The following is a 15576-nucleotide window of genomic DNA, read 5'->3' as shown; positions in this document are numbered from 1 at the left end:
GTCATGGTGGGTGTAGCTCAGCTGGTAGAGCACCTGGTTGTGGTCCAGGATGCCGCGGGTTCGAGTCCCGTCACTCACCCTGAAGGAACGAGCCCCGATCCGGGAAACCGGTTCGGGGCTCGTTCGTGTGTCTCAGCCTCGCCAGGCGTTCGCGAACTCCCTCACCCCCGTGAAGCGTTCGCCGGGATCGGGGTGCGTGGCCCGCTTCAGGACGGCCAGGCGGGCCGCCGTGCCCCGCCAGGCGTGTTCCTCGTCGCCCGCGTCCAGCAGCAGGCGGGCCGTGCGGCCCAGCGCGTGGACGGTGGTCCGGATGTCGATCGTCGCGCCGCGCTCGAACTCCTCCGGTGCCATGAACCGGGCCGACCCCGGTAGGCGGTCGGCTTCCAGCACGAAGGGGCCCGGCCGGTACTCGTCGAGGTCGATCAGCCGCATCTCGCCCGCCGCGAAGTCGTACAGCAGGGCCCCGTCGTAGAGATCCACGGCAACGTACCCGGCGGCCTCGACGGCGAGATGGGCGTCGAGGACACGGGCGAAGGCCGCCTCGATCCGGTCGACGGGCAGCGAGCGGAAGCGGGTCATCGGGCTGCCGGGGCGCGTACGGTCCCCTCTGCCGCGCTCGGCCGGGTCGTAGAGCACCTCGCCGTCCAGCCACGGCATGACCACGGCCGGCCCGTCCCGCAGCGCGATCCGGTGCATCTGCGGGACGATCGCCGGGTGCCGTACGGCCCGGTGGAACTCCCAGGCCCGCTCCAGCGACCGCCGGCCCACGGCGGCGACCGCCGTCTTCACGAACCACCGCTCCCCGCGGTCCGGCAGCCGCACGCCGTAGGCCCTGCACCCCGAGTCCTGCTTCCCGAACACCCGGAAGACGTCGCCGATCCGGGCCAGGTACGCCCCCAGGGGCTCCTCGACCCGGTCGACGTCCAACAGCGGGTGAGTCACTGCAAACGCTCCCCTCTCGACCGCGCGTTGCTCCGGGCGACGCCTTCCCTCAGCGCCTCGGACCGGGTCGCCGGTCTGAGGCCCTCCAGCAAAGCGTCCCACTCCCGGCCGCCGCCGACCGGCCGCAGTTGGACGTACGGGCCGACGAAGCCCATCACCCTGCCGATCCGCCCACTCCCCGCGTCCCGGACGGTGTCACCGAGGCTCACGTCCGGCGGGTCGGGGCGGCAAGGAGGTTCGCAGCCGCTCATCAGGCCACCGCCTCCGCCGCGAGCGCCAGGGCGGGCCGCCGCCGCGACTGTTCCCGCTCGGACTGGACGACGTACGGCCGGACCATGACGGTGGCGGTGCCGTCGAGCGGTCCGTGGAGGCCGTAGGGGGACCGCGGGGCCGGGAGCGCCTGCGGCAGCGGTAGGGGCCGGTTCCGGGGACTTCCGCGGTGCTGAGGGGCGGGGCGGTGGCCGGTCAGGCGGCGCCTGCCCGTGCCGGGGGCGAAGACGCCCAGCGCCCACCGCAGGAACGCGTGGATAATGCGCACTGTCGTCAGCTCCTTCGAAGCTGGTGGCCATGCCCCGGGAGGTCGCACAACCTCGCCGGGGTCTTTGCATGTCGAGAGATTACGCCACTTGTAAGGTGTTGTCAGGTGATGTCATGTGACTCCACATACCGTTAGGCATCGTCGCAGGTCAAATAGGGTCGGCATATGACTGTCGACCTCGAAGGACCTGAGCCGCTGTACGAACAGATCGCCGCCATACTCAGCGCGCGCATCGCGGACGGCACGTATCCGCCCCGCCGCAGGGTGCCCTCCGAGGCAGCCCTCTGCGACGAATTCAGCGTTTCGCGCCCGACCGCACGGTCCGCACTCCAGCTTTTGAGTCAGCGCGGCCTGATCGTCACTGTGCGCGGCAAGGGCTCGTTCGTCATCGAGCGCGCGGCCGCACAGTCAGCCGACGACGGCGACTCCGCGGGCTGACGCCCGACGGGACATCGGACGAGGGTGGGGCGTGAAAACCTGCGTGGACGAGGCCGTGGCGGAGGCGCTTCGCAACGGTGGCGGTGAGGCGGTTCGCCTGTATGTGTCCGCCTGCACCGAACGCATGGCGCCCTTGTTCATGGGTCTGCGGGCGGGAGACACGGGACGGGAAGCCGACCTGGACTTCTACGCGGAGTCCGTGCGCGATCTCTGGTACGTCGACCGGCCGCTCACGGAAGCCGCCGAGCGTGTACGCCTGCTGGAGCGGTTTCCCGAGCTTCGGCCGGACGAGGAGGGGATCACCGGTGTCGCCGACACCTACGCCTTCTTCGCCGTCCTCTGCCTGCGGCATGCCTTGTCGGCCCACGGGTCGGGAAGCCCCGATGACGCGGTGTCCTGCGGTCATGCGGCGCTCACCGCGATGGGGATGCTGGACCAGAACGTGCCGGGTGCCGGCCTGGTTGCCGAGGAACGACGGCTCCAGTCCTTCTCGCTGAGCGGTGACGCCTCAGGTCTCTGGGACGCGAGCGTCATGGCAGGGCGGGAGAGGCTCCGTATCGTGCTGGGCCGCCTGCCCCGCGGGACATGACCAGCAGGTCAACGGCACCTGCGGCCCGGTGCTGTCCGTACTGGGTCAGCTTGTACTGCGCTGGGTCGACCCAACGCCACGCGTTCTTCGGAACCGGCGAGAGGTGACACAGGGCGTCCAGCTCCTCCGCCAGTTCGTCCCGATGGGCGGGTCCCGTGGCGGAGTGGAGGAACTCGGCCCGCGTGGGTTCGCACACGAAGAAGGCCCCGGCGAAAACGTGACCGTCCCACGCGTGCGGCGCTCAAGGCGTCCGGAAGAGGTGCTACAGAGCCGAGGTGTCGAGAAGGTATGTGATCACTCGAAGGCTGCCCGGCGCGCCCGCTTGGCTTCGCTGTACGCCGCCGCGGCCGCGTCGAACTCACCACGCTCACCACGCGCGGCAAGTCTCTCCGCTGCCTCCAGCCTCCTGACGCGCGCGACATAGTCCGCTTCGGCGAGCGCTTCGTCGTCCAGGTCGATCTGGGTCACCGTCATCGGCTTCACCTCCATGCCGGCCCTACACAGGAAGCGCACTTCACCAACATCGCCCGCACTCAGGAAGAATCCCGCTCCACCAGCTCCGTAGGCAGCACCACCTGGCGTCGTTCCAAGCCCCTCGACACCGCCGGGCGGCGGTCCGCGATCTCGTCCAGGAGGAGGTCGATCATCGCGCGGCCCATCTCCTCTATCGGCTGGCGGACGCTGGTGAGCGGCGGGTCCATGTGGCGGGCGATCGCCGAGTCGTCGTAGCCGACCAGCGCCACGTCGTCGGGTATGCGGCGGCCCTCCTCGCGGAGCACCTGGCGGGCGCCGGCGGCCATGACGTCCGACTCGGCGAAGACCGCGTCGAGGTCCGGGCAGCGGGCCAGGAGTTCGCGCATCGCCCTGCGGCCGCCCTCCTCCGTGAAGTCACCGGGGGCGATCAGACGCTCGTCGACCTCGCGGCCCGCGTCCTCCAGGGCGTCGCGGTAGCCCTCGATGCGCCGCTGGGCGCCGTAGACGTCCAGACGGCCGGTGATCGTGGCGATCCGGGCGCACCCGCGTGCGATGAGGTGCTCGACCGCCGAGCGGCCGCCGCCGTAGTTGTCGGAGTCGACCGAGGGGAGTGTCTCGTGCTCCGAGCGGGGGCCGCTGATGACGGCCGGGATTTCCAGTTGCGACAGCAGATCGGGGAGCGGGTCGTCCGCGTGGACGGAGACCAGGAGGACACCGTCGACGCGGTGCGCGGCCAGGTACTGGGCGAGGCGCCGGCGCTCCCGGTCGCTGCCCGCGAAGATCAGCAGGAGCTGCATCTCCGTGTCGGACAGTTGCGCTCCGACACCCTTGAGGATGTCGGAGAAGTACGGCTCCGAGAAGAAGCGGGTCTCCGGTTCGGGCACGACCATCGCGATCGCGTCGGTACGGTTCGCCGCGAGCGCGCGGGCCGCCGTGTTCGGGACGTAACCCAGCTCCGCGACGGCCGCCTCGACCGCCGCGCGGGTCGCGTCGCTCACCCGGGGCGAGCCGTTGATCACCCGGGAGACCGTCCCCCGGCCCACCCCGGCCCGTGCGGCGACCTCCTCCAGCGTCGGCCGCCCACCGCTCCGGCCCCGTGCCCCGTGGCCTGCCACCATGGTCGTCTCCCGTCACTACCGCGCTGGCGTGGAATCTAACAGTCCTGATCCTCGTACGACGTACAGGACGTACTCGGCCGGGTCACGGCACCGCCGCCGACACCGGCCCGGTTCGCGCCCCGGCTCGTGCCCCCGCTCCCCCGCCGACCGCCCGGCCTGGCCGGACACCGGCCGGCCACCGGTCAGCCGTCGGCGGCTGGTTACACGAGTCCAACAGTGCGGCCGCCCCGGAACCCGGCAGTCCGGTACGGAACCGGAACGGGGCCCGGAGGCGGCCGTCACCGCCGGCCCTCACGCCCGTACCTGCCCGAACACCCCGCGCCCGGACCTTTCCCGCCGATCTACGAAGCCTCTCGCGGACCGACCCGGCCGATTTCGGGCATGCCCGGCCGAGGGCACCGGGTTAGTTAACAGCCCGATAACCGAAGACATCTCTCCGCGCTCGCTCCCTTGACACCCCCGCACGAACCGACGACTCTTCAACACATCACTCGTGGGAGCGCTCCCACAGTACCTGGCACTTACACATCCCGCACGTTCCCCGCCCGAGCCGCAGCATGAACAACAGGGCCCAACAACGCAGTTGGCCGGGGGGTCGGCACGTCAGGGCATCAGGAGGACGCAATGCGAGCACGTACCCTCCCGCACTCCCGGCTCCAGTCGGGCGGGGGCAGCCGAATCGCCCGCAGGACGCGCAAGACGGTGGTCATCGCGGCCGTCGCCGCGCTGGGCGCAGGGCTGCTGGCCGGCTGTGCCGACGACGGCAAGGACGAGGAAGGCGGCTCGTCGGACGGCGGCGGCGGTGGCAAGACCAAGATCACGCTGGGCCTCTTCGGCACCGCGGGCTTCGAGGAGTCCGGTCTGTACAAGGAGTACGAGAAGCTCCACCCGGACATCGACATCCAGCAGACCGTCGTGGAGCGGAACGAGAACTACTACCCCGCGCTCCTCAACCACCTGACCACCGGCAGCGGCCTCCAGGACATCCAGATGGTCGAGGTCGGCAACATCGCCGAGATCGTCGGAACCCAGTCCGACAAGCTGCTCGACCTGTCGAAGTACGGCAAGGAGAGCGACTACCTGCCCTGGAAGTGGAGCCAGGGCACCACCTCCGGCGGCCAGACCATCGCGCTGGGCACCGACGTCGGCCCGATGGCCATCTGCTACCGCAAGGACCTCTTCGAGGCCGCCGGTCTGCCCTCCGACCGCGAGGAGGTCGGCAAGCTGTGGACCGGCAGCTGGGACAAGTTCGTCGACGCCGGCAACCAGTACAAGAAGAAGGCGCCCAAGGGCACCACCTTCCTGGACTCCCCCGGCGGTCTGCTGCAGGCGATCCTGAGCAGTGAGAAGGACCGCTTCTACGACGCCTCGGGCGAGGTCATCTACAAGACGAACCCGGCGGTGAAGTCCGCGTTCGACCTCACGGCCAAGGCCGCCAAGGCCGGGCTGGTCGGGAACCAGACCCAGTTCCAGCCGGCGTGGGACACCACGATCGCCAACGGCAAGTTCGCCGCGATGTCCTGCCCGCCGTGGATGCTCGGCTACATCAAGGGCAAGTCGAAGCCCGAGGCGGCCGGCAAGTGGGACATCGCCCAGGCGCCGAAGTCCGGCAACTGGGGCGGCTCCTTCCTCTCGGTGCCCAAGAACGGCAAGAACGCCGAGGAGGCCGCGAAGCTGGCCGCCTGGTTGACCGCGCCGGAGCAGCAGGCGAAGCTCTTCGCCGTACAGGGCAGCTTCCCCAGCACCCCGGCCGCCTACGACTCGGCCGCGGTGAAGGACGCGAAGAACGACATGACCGGTGACGCGCCGATCGGCACGATCTTCGCCGAGGCCGCCAAGAACATCCCGGTCCAGACGATCGGCCCGAAGGACCAGATCATCCAGCAGGGCCTGACCGACAACGGCGTGATCCTGGTGACCCAGGGCAAGTCGGCCTCGGAGGCCTGGAAGAACGCCGTCAAGACCATCGACAACGCACTGGACAAGTGACCGGTATGCCCACAAGGCCCGACACCGCCGCGCCCCCCGTGAAGGGGGGCGCGGCCCCGGCCCGCCCGCCCGCGGAGTCCGCGAGCGAGGAGCGTCGCCGGGCCCGGCTGTCCCGCCGCTGGCAGCGGGACGTGCGCTGGAGCCCGTACACCTTCGTCTCCCCCTTCTTCCTGCTGTTCGTCGCGTTCGGCCTGTTCCCGCTGCTCTACACCGGCTGGGCCTCGCTGCACACCGTGGAGCTGACCGCCCCCACCGACATGAGCTGGGCGGGGCTGCGCAACTACACCCGGATCTTCGACGACGAGTTCTTCTGGAACGCGGCGAAGAACACGCTGATCATCGGGATCATCTCGACCGTCCCGCAGTTGATGATGGCGCTGGGCATCGCGCACATCCTCAACTACAAGCTTCGCGCCTCGACCTTCTACCGGGTCGTGATGCTCGCCCCGTACGCCACGTCGATCGCAGCCGCCACGCTCGTCTTCGTACTGCTCTTCGGCCGCGACTACGGAATGATCAACTGGTTCCTCGGTCTGATCGGGTTCGACGCCATCGACTGGCAGAACGACACATGGTTCTCGAAGATCGCCGTGTCGACCATCGTCATCTGGCGCTGGACCGGCTACAACGCACTGATCTACCTCGCCGCGATGCAGGCGATCCCGCAGGACCTGTACGAGTCGGCGGCCCTTGACGGCGCCAGCCGCTGGAAGCAGTTCATCCATGTGACGCTGCCGTCACTGCGCCCGACGATCCTGTTCACCGTCGTCGTGTCGACCATCGGCGCCTCGCAGCTCTTCGCCGAGCCCCTGCTGTTCGACGCCAACAAGGGCGCGTCCGGCGGTCCTCAGCACCAGTTCCAGACGCTGGGCCTGTACCTGTACGAGCAGGGCTGGGTGAACCAGCACCTGGGCCGCGCCTCGGCGATCGCCTGGACGATGTTCCTGATCCTCATCGTGGTCGGAATCATCAACTACGTCATCTCGCGCCGGCTGCGCGCCAGTAGTTAGGAGACCGGCCGTGACGACGACACTCACCAAACCTCCGGCCGACGCGGTGCCGGAGCCGCCGAAGAACGGGCGACGCAAGCGCGGACTGAGGGCCGCGCGGGCGGGCGGGCAGCACCACGCCGGGCCCGTCGCGTACCTCATCCTCATCGTGTTCACCCTGGTCTCGGTGTTCCCGCTGTTCTGGACGGCGGTCGCCGCCTCCCGCGACAACGCGCGGCTGGCGGACACCCCGCCACCGTTCTGGTTCGGCGCGAACCTCTTCGACAAGCTCGAAGTGGCCTGGAACGACGCCAATCTGGGCGAGGCGTTCCTCAACACCACGCTCGTGGCCGGCATTTCGTCGCTGACCATCGTCTTCCTGTCGACGATCGCCGGGTTCGCCTTCGCCAAGCTGCGCTTCAAGGGCCGGGGCGCCATGATGCTGATCGTGATCGGCACCATGATGGTGCCGCCGCAGCTCCAGGTGATCCCGCTCTACATGATGGTCGCCAAACTCGACTGGACCGACCAGCTCCAGGCGGTGATCCTGCCCTCGCTGGTCAGCGCGTTCGGCGTGTTCTTCATGCGGCAGTACCTGCTCCAGGCCCTGCCGGACGAGATCATCGAGGCGGCCCGCGTCGACGGCGCGAGCAGCTGGCGGGTGGTCTGGCACGTGGTGTTCCCGGCCGCGCGGCCCGCGATGGCCGTCCTGGGCATGCTGATGTTCGTGCAGACCTGGAACGACTTCCTGTGGCCGTTCCTCGTCCTGACCCAGCTGGGCAACCCGACCGTGCAGGTCGCGGTGGCCGGCCTGGGCCGCGGCTACACCCCCGACCAGGCCCTGATCATGGCGGGCGCGCTGCTCAGCACGCTACCGCTGCTGCTGGTCTTCGCGATCTTCGGCAAGCAGATCGTGGGCGGCATCATGCAGGGCGCGGTGAAGGGCTGAGGCCCCGGTTCGCCGCCGTACGTCTTCTCACCGGGGGTCGGGTCACCGCCGCCTCGACCCCCGCCCTTCGCCCTCGCCTTCGCGCGTGCACCACTCCCCCCACCCACCTCCGTCGGTCGACACGACCACCAATGGGAGCGCTTCCATGCCTGAACCCGTGAACCCGGCCACCCCGGTGACCTTTCCTCCCGCCTTCCTCTGGGGCGCGGCCACCTCCGCGTACCAGATCGAGGGGGCGGTGCGGGAGGACGGCCGTACGCCCTCCATCTGGGACACCTTCAGTCACACGCCGGGCAAGACCGCCGGCGGCGACAACGGTGACATCGCTGTCGACCACTACCACCGCTACCGCGACGACGTGGCGATGATGGCGGACCTGGGCCTCAACGCGTACCGCTTCTCCGTCTCCTGGTCGCGGGTGCAGCCGACGGGGCGGGGTCCGGCCGTCCAGAAGGGGCTCGACTTCTACCGGCGGCTGGTCGACGAGCTGCTGGCCAAGGGCATCAAGCCCGCCGTCACCCTCTACCACTGGGACCTCCCGCAGGAGCTGGAGGACGCCGGCGGCTGGCCCGAGCGGGACATCGTGCACCGCTTCGCCGAGTACGCGCGGATCATGGGCGAGGCGCTCGGCGACCGGGTCGAGCAGTGGATCACCCTCAACGAGCCCTGGTGCACCGCGTTCCTGGGCTACGGCTCCGGGGTGCACGCGCCGGGCCGTACGGACCCGGTGGCGTCGCTGCGCGCGGCCCACCACCTGAACGTGGCGCACGGTCTCGGCGTCTCGGCGCTGCGGTCGGCGATGCCCGCCCGCAACTCGATCGCGGTGAGCCTCAACTCCTCGGTGGTACGGCCGATCACCAGCTCCCCGGAGGACCGGGCCGCCGCCCGGAAGATCGACGACCTCGCGAACGGCGTCTTCCACGGACCGATGCTGCACGGGGCGTACCCGGAGACCCTGTTCGCCGCGACCTCGTCGCTGACGGACTGGTCGTTCGTGCGGGACGGTGACGTGGCGACGGCCCATCAGCCGCTGGACGCGCTGGGGCTGAACTACTACACGCCGGCGCTGGTCGGCGCGGCGGACGCCGACATGGAGGGGCCCCGCGCGGACGGCCACGGGGCGAGCGAGCACTCGCCGTGGCCGGCCGCGGACGACGTCCTGTTCCACCAGACCCCGGGCGAGCGTACGGAGATGGGCTGGACCATCGACCCGACGGGCCTGCACGAGCTGATCATGCGGTACGCGCGGGAGGCCCCGGGCCTGCCGATGTACGTGACGGAGAACGGGGCCGCGTACGACGACAAGATGGACGCGGACGGCCGTGTCCACGACCCCGAGCGCATCGCCTATCTCCACGGCCACCTGCGGGCGGTCCGGCGCGCGATCGCCGAGGGGGCGGACGTGCGCGGGTACTACCTGTGGTCCCTGATGGACAACTTCGAGTGGGCGTACGGCTACGGCAAGCGCTTCGGCGCGGTGTACGTCGACTACGCGACCCTGACCCGCACACCGAAGTCGAGCGCGCACTGGTACGCCCAGGCGGCCAGGACGGGCGCCCTCCCGCCGCTGGCGCCGGCACCGGCGTAACCGGCCATGGAGCGGGGGGCGGGGGAGCCCCCTGGGGGGAACGGGGGCCCGGGGCGCGGCGCACATAGGGGAAGCGCCGCGCCCCGGGCGTGGGTGGTCAGAGCTCCCTGGGGCATGCTAGCGGCCTACGAAGGGACGGGTCTCATGACGTTGCTGGTCGCCGCCGTCATCGTGCACGACCGGGACGCGGGGCGGGTCGTGCTCCTCCAGCGGGGCGAGAACGCGCGCTTCGCGCGAGGGAGATGGCATCTGCCGATCGGCAAGAGCGAGCCCGGGGAGCCGATCACCCGGACCGCCGTGCGCGAGCTGTACGAGGAGACCGGGCTGACCGTGAAGTCCGAGGCGCTGGAGGTCGTGCACCTCGTGCACGCGGCCCGGGGCGTCGAGGCACCGGACGGCTTCCTGACCGTCGTCTTCGCCACCCACGAGTGGAGCGGCGAGCTGGAGAACCGGGAACCCCACAAGCACGCCCAGGTCCGCTGGACCGACACCGGCGCGCTCCCCGACGATTTCGTCGAGGGCGACTTCGCCGCGCTGCGCGGGTATCTCACCGGCGGGCCGCGGCTGTCCCTGCACGACTGGGAAGCATGACCACGGGCCACGGGCCATGGGCCACGGGGACGGGCCGCGGCCCCCGGAGGAGTCGCGGCCCGATGCCTTCGTGAGCGGTGTCCTCAGCGGGGTTCCCGCACCACCGCCACGTCCCCGGCCGGTACCGACACGGTCGTCGAGCCGTCGGTCGTGGCGATCCTCTTGCCCGTCAGCAGCTCGGACGCGTCCGCGGAGACCGTGACCTCGGCGTCGGTGCCGCCGTGGTTGATCAGGAAGAGGTAGTCCGCGTCCGGGCCCCGGCGCAGGGCCGCCTCGACGCCCTCGGGGGTCGGGCGGACCGACGCCACGCCCGCGTCCTCGGCGATACGGGCCAGCAGGGAGGCCAGGGTCGTCGGGTCCGGGCGGGTGGCGACGTACCAGGCGGTGCCCGTGCCGTGGGTGTGACGGGTGACGGCCGGGACCCCGGTCAGGGGGCCGGAGGTGTACGAGGTCACCGCCTCGGCGCCCGCCAGGGCGACCCGCTCCGACCACAGTCCGGCCGTACCGCCGTCGCTCAGGCCCACCGACTCCCCCGGGAGCAGCGGGAACAGCTCGTCCGTGCGCACGCCGAGCGCGTCGCGGAACGCGCCCGGGTAACCGCCCAGCCGGACATGGCAGTTCTCGTCCACCGCGCCGCTGTGGAAGCCGACGGCCAGCGTGCCGCCGGCCTCCGCGAAACCGGTGAGGTTCGCCGCGCCCGCGTCGTCCACCAGGTACAGGCTCGGCGCCAGCACCAGCTTGTACGAGGAGAGGTCCGCGTCGGGGCGGACGAAGTCCACCGCCACGCCGGCCCGCCACAGCGGCTCGTACCAGGCGCGGACCAGGTCCTGGAAGCGGAGTTCGCCGCTCGGCTGGGACGGCAGTTCCACCGCCCACCAGGCGCTCCAGTCCCAGACGACGGCGACCTCGGCGACGCCTTCGCTGCCCCGCACCTCCGCCAACGCCCGCAGATCCGCGCCCAGTCGGACCACGTCCCGCCAGATCTGACTGTCCGTGCCCGCGTGCGGGAGCATCGCCGAGTGCCACTGCTCGGCGCCCGCCTTGGCGGCCCGCCACTGGAAGTAGGCGATGCCGTCGGCGCCCCGGGCCACGTGGGACAGGGCGTTGCGGCGCAGCTCTCCGGCCGTCTTGGCCCGGTTGACGGGCTGCCAGTTGACCGCGCCGGTGGAGTGCTCCATCAGCAGCCACGGGCTCCCGCCGCCCAGCGAGCGCACCAGGTCGCCGCTGAGCGCGATGTCGATCTCGGACTCGGGGTCCGTCGACCGGAGGTAGTGGTCGTTGGAGACGATGTCCAGCTCGGGTGCCCAGCGCCAGTAGTCGAGCCTGTCGAAGTTGAACATCACCATGAAGTTGGTGGTGGCCGGGGTCGCGGGGGCCGCCTCCAGCAGCACCTCGCGCTCGGCCTTGTACAGCGACAGCAGCGCGTCGCTGCAGAAGCGGCGCCAGTCCAGCTGGTGGGTCGGGTTCGGGACCGCGCCGGTCGGCCGGGGCGGGATGATCTCGTCCCAGTCGTAGTACCACTGGCTCCAGAACGTCGTGCCCCAGGCGTGGTTGAGCGCCGCCAGGTCGTCCTCGTACTTCTCGCGCAGCCAGACCCGGAAGGCGGCGGCGCTGGTGTCGCAGTGGCACTCGCCGTTGTGGCAGCCGTACTCGTTGTGGATGTGCCACATCACGACGGCCGGGTGGTCGGCGTACCGCTCGCCCAGCACGCGGGCGATCCGCAGGGCGGCCTCGCGGTAGGCGGGGCTGGAGGGGCAGAAGGTCTGCCGGCTGCCGTAGGAGAGGGTGCGGCCGTCCTTGTCGACCGGCAGGGCCTCCGGGTGCTTGACGAAGAACCAGGCCGGCGGGGCGGCCGTCGGCGTCGCCAGGTCGGCGGCGATGCCGTTCTCGTGGAGCAGGGCGAGGATCCTGTCGAGGCGGGAGAAGTCGTACTCGCCCTCGCGCGGCTCGATCAGCGCCCACGCGAAGATGTTGACGCTGACCATGTTCACGCCCGCCTCGCGCATGAGGCGTACGTCCTCGGCCCAGACCTCCTCGGGCCACTGCTCGGGGTTGTAGTCCCCGCCGTAGGCGATGCCGGGGACCTTCAGTTCGCGCTTCATTCGGTGGCCTCCGCGCCCTTCGTCAGCAGTCGGCGTGTGGTGTCCACGCCCCAGGTGTCCAGTGAGAGCAGGCGGTCGCTGGAGGCCGTCAGGCCCCCGGTCGCCTCGACGTGCGCCGCCCAGCGCTCGCGTGTCTCGACGGCGGGACGGGCCATCAGACAGTCGGGGTCGTTGATCCAGAGGCGGCCGTGCTGCCACTGGCGGCCGGCGCCGGTGAACTCGGCCGGGTCCTGGCCGGGCTGGCTGAAGTCGTCCGCCTCGGGGCGGCGGTGCGGAGCCGTGTCCGGGCTGACCCGCATGGCGTCGAACAGGCCGAGGGACGGCAGGATCGGCGCCCCGCAGCCCAGCAGGTAGGCGTCGGGGCCGATCGCGTCGCGGATCAGCTCGACGCCCTGGCGGTACGCCGTGAGGGCGTCCACTCCGGTGTGCCGTACGCCGTCCAGCGCGCCCGCGTAGAGGAAGTCGGTCTTGAAGTAGTCGTAGCCCTCGGCGCGCAGGGTGGTGAAGACCTCGGTGAGGTACGCCGCCGCCCCGGGGTGCGTGGTGTCGAGGGCGTACAGGTCGTGGCCCCAGTTGTGGCCGGCGTGGGTGGGGCCGCCGTCCTCGTCGCGCACCAGCCACTCGGGGTGTCCGGCGGCCAGGGTGCTCGACGGGTCGACGAGGAAGGGTGCCGTCCAGATGCCGGCGCGGCGGCCCCGGGCCCGGATGGTGCCGGCGATGCCCGCGCGGGAGCGGAAGCGGCCGGAGAGGGTGAGCCAGTCGCCGAGGGCCTTCTGGTAGCCGTCGTCGATCTGCACGACGTCGATCGGGAGGTCGAGGGTGTCCATCGCACGGAGGTTCTCGTGGATGTCGTCCTCGGTGACGGAGGTGAAGTACTCGTACCAGGAGCACCAGACGGTGGGGGCCGGGCGGGGGGCCGCGAGGCCGAGGCCCGCCGCCCACTCGCCCAGCACCGCCTGGATGTCCGTGCCGGTCCACTCCTTCACCGGGCCGTCGGAGGTCACCTCGGCGACCTGGTCCCTGACCGTCAGACGGATCGAGGGGACCTGGTGGACGGGGTCGGGTGCGGCCCAGAGGCGGACCGGTGTGCCGTCGCCCGGGTCGAGGGCCAGCAGGCCCTCCCCCTGGAAGGTGCCGGCCGGGACCGTGACACCCGGGCGGTAGCAGACCGTCGCCCGGTTGTCGCCGGTCGGGCGGTACGGGGCCGCGTCGAGGGCGTAGGCGCCACTGGGGCTCCAGGACTGCCAGCCCTCCTCGTGGACGCGTGCCGTACGGGTGTCCACGGGCACGGAGACCACGTGGGTGAAGGGGTGGTGCACGAAGGGTTCTCTCTCAGAAGTGGCCGGTCAGCCCTTGTTGGCGCCCAGGGTGAGGCCGCTGACGAACTGGCGCTGGAGTGCGAAGTACACGATCAGCGTCGGGATCGCGGTGAGCAGGGCACCGGCGGCGACCAGGTTGGGGTCGGTGAAGTACTGGCCGGAGAGGTTGTTCAGCGCCGAGGTGATCGGCATGTTCTCGCCGGTGGAGATCAGCACGAGCGCCCAGAAGAAGTCGTTGTAGATCCAGATGGACAGCAACGTGGCGAGGGCGGCCATGGCGGGCTTGCACAGCGGCAGCACGATCTGCCAGTACAGGCGCCACACCGAGGCGCCGTCGACGAGGGCGGCCTCGGTCAGCTCGTGCGGCAGGGAGCGCATGTAGTTGCTCAGCACGAAGGCGCAGAACCCGGACTGGAAGGCCACGTGGATGAGGACCAGACCGAGCGCGGAGTCGTACAGCTTGCCGCTCATCGTGATGCCGGGCAGGTCGATGAGCAGGTACAGGCGGTACAGCGGGGTGATGATGACCTGCTGCGGGAGCAGGTTGCCCGCCGTGAAGACCAGGAGCAGGAAGAGGTTGACGCGGAAGTCGAAGCGACTGACGTAGAACGCCACCATCGACGACAGGAACAGCGTCAACAGCACCGCCGGGACGGCGACGACGAGGGTGTTCACGAAGTAGTGCGTCATGCCCGACTGTGTGAACGCGTTCGTGAAGTTGTCGAAGTTCAGCGTGTCGGGCCACGAGACGTAGCCCTTCTCGCTGGTCTCGCCGTACGGACGCATGGCGGAGTACAGGGCCCACAGCAGGGGCGCCAGCCACGCCAGTGCCATACCGGCGAGGAAGACGTGCAGGAGGACCCGGGCGGGGCGCAGCGGCGCACGCTCCTTGGGGACGGCGATCGCGGCGGTCGTGTCGACGGTGGTGCTCATGCGCGCCGCTCCTTCCGGAAGGTCGCGATCAGATACGGGATGATCACGACGAGGGAGATCACCAGGAGGACGACGGCGATCGCCGATCCGTATCCGATACGGCTGGACTCTCCGATGATGTTGTTGGTGACGAGGATCGACAGCAGTTCCGTGCCCTCGGCGCCCTTGTTGAAGACGAAGACGAGGTCGAAGGCGCGCAGGGCCTCGATGATGGTGACGACCAGGACGACGGTGTTCGTCGGGCGCAGGGTCGGGAAGATGACGTTCTTGAACGTCTGCCACTCGTTGGCGCCGTCGAGCGCGGAGGCCTCGCGCAGGGACGGGTCGACGCCCTTCAGGCCGGCCAGGTACAGGATCATCATGTAGCCGGCATGCCGCCAGGACGCGGCGATGAGGATGGCCCAGAGGTTGAGGTCCGGGTCGCCGATCCAGTCGATGTAGTGGCCGGGTTCGTTGGCACCGATGAGGCTGTTGATCAGGCCCGTGTCGGGGTTGTAGATCAGCTGCCAGACGAAGCCGATGACCGCCAGGGACATCACGACGGGCAGGAAGAACGCGGTCTGGTAGACGCGGCTGAACCGGATGTTCTTGTCCAGCTGCACGGCCAGGAACAGGCCCAGCGGTGTGGGGATCAGGATGAGCGCCACGAACCAGATGACGTTGTGTTCGACGGCGGGCCAGAACTGCGGGTTGTTGGTGAACAGTTCCTGGAAGTTGTGCAGCCCGACCCACTTGATGGAGCCGAAGCCGATGCCGTCCCAGGTGGTGAAGGCCAGCGCGATCGAGGCGAAGGCCGTCACCCAGACGAGGGCGACGTGCAGGAAGGTCGGCAGGCCCGCCATCAGGCCCAGGGTGAGCCTGTCCCGGCGGGTGAGGAGCCGCCGGTGCCCCGTGGGCACCTTCGCGGACTTCCCGTTCTGTGCGCTTTTCGCGGCAGGGCCGGAGCCCGGAGGCGGCGTGGCCGCCTCCGGGCTCTCGGTGGGAGTGGTCGTCATGTCAGGAGGTCATCCAGTCGTG

16 protein-coding genes, 1 tRNA gene and 1 pseudogene are annotated in these 15576 nt (G+C 70.2%); 8 read left to right on the top strand and 10 right to left on the bottom strand.

Annotated elements, in window-relative coordinates:
• Window positions 1–6: 6 nt before the first annotated feature.
• A tRNA-His gene (locus tag PYR72_RS30445) sits at window positions 7–79 on the top strand.
• Window positions 80–132: 53 nt separating this feature from the next.
• Here PYR72_RS30445 and PYR72_RS30440 read toward each other — a convergent pair.
• The 3 genes from PYR72_RS30440 to PYR72_RS30430 are packed head-to-tail and all read right to left on the bottom strand — an operon-like array spanning window position 133 to window position 1480.
• Window positions 133–942 (bottom strand): serine/threonine protein kinase, encoded by an 810-nt coding sequence (locus PYR72_RS30440; RefSeq protein ID WP_275458243.1) that lies wholly within the window; start codon window positions 940–942, stop codon window positions 133–135.
• Window positions 939–1151 (bottom strand): hypothetical protein, encoded by a 213-nt coding sequence (locus PYR72_RS30435; protein WP_275460683.1) that lies wholly within the window; start codon window positions 1149–1151, stop codon window positions 939–941. The genes PYR72_RS30440 and PYR72_RS30435 overlap by 4 nt, the downstream gene beginning before the upstream one ends.
• A gap of 41 nt (window positions 1152–1192) precedes the next feature.
• A complete protein-coding gene (locus tag PYR72_RS30430) occupies window positions 1193–1480 on the bottom strand; it encodes a hypothetical protein (protein ID WP_275458242.1) in 288 nt (95 codons plus the stop codon).
• 165 nt (window positions 1481–1645) lie between these two features.
• On the opposite strand from PYR72_RS30430, the gene PYR72_RS30425 reads away from it, so the two are divergent.
• Window positions 1646–1918 carry a GntR family transcriptional regulator gene (locus PYR72_RS30425; RefSeq protein WP_275458241.1) on the top strand — a complete coding sequence of 91 codons (273 nt, stop codon included), beginning with the start codon at window positions 1646–1648 and terminating at the stop codon, window positions 1916–1918.
• A gap of 31 nt (window positions 1919–1949) precedes the next feature.
• Window positions 1950–2507: a hypothetical protein gene (locus PYR72_RS30420; RefSeq protein WP_275458240.1), complete on the top strand. Its 558-nt coding sequence runs from the start codon at window positions 1950–1952 to the stop codon at window positions 2505–2507.
• Here PYR72_RS30420 and PYR72_RS42995 read toward each other — a convergent pair.
• From PYR72_RS42995 to PYR72_RS30410, 3 genes and pseudogenes are all read right to left on the bottom strand, one after another.
• A pseudogene (locus PYR72_RS42995) lies at window positions 2506–2805 on the bottom strand (VapC toxin family PIN domain ribonuclease); the annotation flags it as partial. The gene PYR72_RS30420 and the pseudogene PYR72_RS42995 sit on opposite strands and share 2 nt — an antisense overlap.
• Window positions 2802–2981, bottom strand: a complete 180-nt coding sequence (locus tag PYR72_RS30415; RefSeq protein ID WP_275458239.1) for a type II toxin-antitoxin system VapB family antitoxin — start codon at window positions 2979–2981, stop codon at window positions 2802–2804. The gene PYR72_RS30415 and the pseudogene PYR72_RS42995, both read right to left, overlap by 4 nt.
• Window positions 2982–3040: 59 nt before the next feature.
• On the bottom strand, window positions 3041–4096 hold the full coding sequence (locus PYR72_RS30410) for a LacI family DNA-binding transcriptional regulator (RefSeq protein ID WP_275460566.1): 1056 nt from the start codon (window positions 4094–4096) through the stop codon (window positions 3041–3043).
• A 627-nt stretch (window positions 4097–4723) separates the two neighbouring features.
• On the opposite strand from PYR72_RS30410, the gene PYR72_RS30405 reads away from it, so the two are divergent.
• The 5 genes from PYR72_RS30405 (at window position 4724) to PYR72_RS30385 (ending at window position 10205) form a co-directional block, all read left to right on the top strand.
• Window positions 4724–6088 (top strand): extracellular solute-binding protein, encoded by a 1365-nt coding sequence (locus PYR72_RS30405; protein ID WP_275458238.1) that lies wholly within the window; start codon window positions 4724–4726, stop codon window positions 6086–6088.
• 5 nt (window positions 6089–6093) lie between these two features.
• Entirely contained in the window at window positions 6094–7098 is a 1005-nt protein-coding gene (locus tag PYR72_RS30400; RefSeq protein ID WP_275458237.1) for a sugar ABC transporter permease, read from the top strand.
• Between the two features lie 10 nt (window positions 7099–7108).
• Window positions 7109–8026: a carbohydrate ABC transporter permease gene (locus tag PYR72_RS30395; protein WP_275458236.1), complete on the top strand. Its 918-nt coding sequence runs from the start codon at window positions 7109–7111 to the stop codon at window positions 8024–8026.
• Window positions 8027–8171: 145 nt separating this feature from the next.
• The gene (locus tag PYR72_RS30390; protein ID WP_275458235.1) at window positions 8172–9614 is read left to right on the top strand and encodes a GH1 family beta-glucosidase; all 1443 of its coding nucleotides are present in this window, start codon (window positions 8172–8174) and stop codon (window positions 9612–9614) included.
• A 144-nt stretch (window positions 9615–9758) separates the two neighbouring features.
• On the top strand, window positions 9759–10205 hold the full coding sequence (locus tag PYR72_RS30385) for an NUDIX domain-containing protein (protein WP_275458234.1): 447 nt from the start codon (window positions 9759–9761) through the stop codon (window positions 10203–10205).
• 83 nt (window positions 10206–10288) lie between these two features.
• On the opposite strand, the gene PYR72_RS30380 is transcribed toward PYR72_RS30385, so the two are convergent.
• From PYR72_RS30380 to PYR72_RS30365, 4 genes are read right to left on the bottom strand one after another with little or no spacing between them, the layout of a single operon-like run.
• Window positions 10289–12307, bottom strand: coding sequence for a beta-galactosidase (locus tag PYR72_RS30380; RefSeq protein WP_275458233.1), 2019 nt, complete (start codon window positions 12305–12307; stop codon window positions 10289–10291).
• On the bottom strand, window positions 12304–13626 hold the full coding sequence (locus PYR72_RS30375; RefSeq protein WP_275458232.1) for a glycoside hydrolase family 36 protein: 1323 nt from the start codon (window positions 13624–13626) through the stop codon (window positions 12304–12306). The genes PYR72_RS30380 and PYR72_RS30375 overlap by 4 nt, the downstream gene beginning before the upstream one ends.
• A 27-nt stretch (window positions 13627–13653) precedes the next feature.
• A complete protein-coding gene (locus PYR72_RS30370; RefSeq protein ID WP_275458231.1) occupies window positions 13654–14559 on the bottom strand; it encodes a carbohydrate ABC transporter permease in 906 nt (301 codons plus the stop codon).
• Window positions 14556–15554, bottom strand: coding sequence for a sugar ABC transporter permease (locus PYR72_RS30365; RefSeq protein ID WP_275458230.1), 999 nt, complete (start codon window positions 15552–15554; stop codon window positions 14556–14558). Before PYR72_RS30365 ends, PYR72_RS30370 begins: the two co-directional genes overlap by 4 nt.
• Window positions 15555–15576 lie beyond the last annotated feature (22 nt).

It is taken from the genome of Streptomyces sp. VNUA24 (genome assembly GCF_029167005.1).
Taxonomy (GTDB): Bacteria; Actinomycetota; Actinomycetes; order Streptomycetales; family Streptomycetaceae; genus Streptomyces; species Streptomyces scabiei.
The sequence above is the reverse complement of the archived record's forward strand: the minus strand, read 5'-3'. Positions and strand labels throughout refer to the sequence as shown.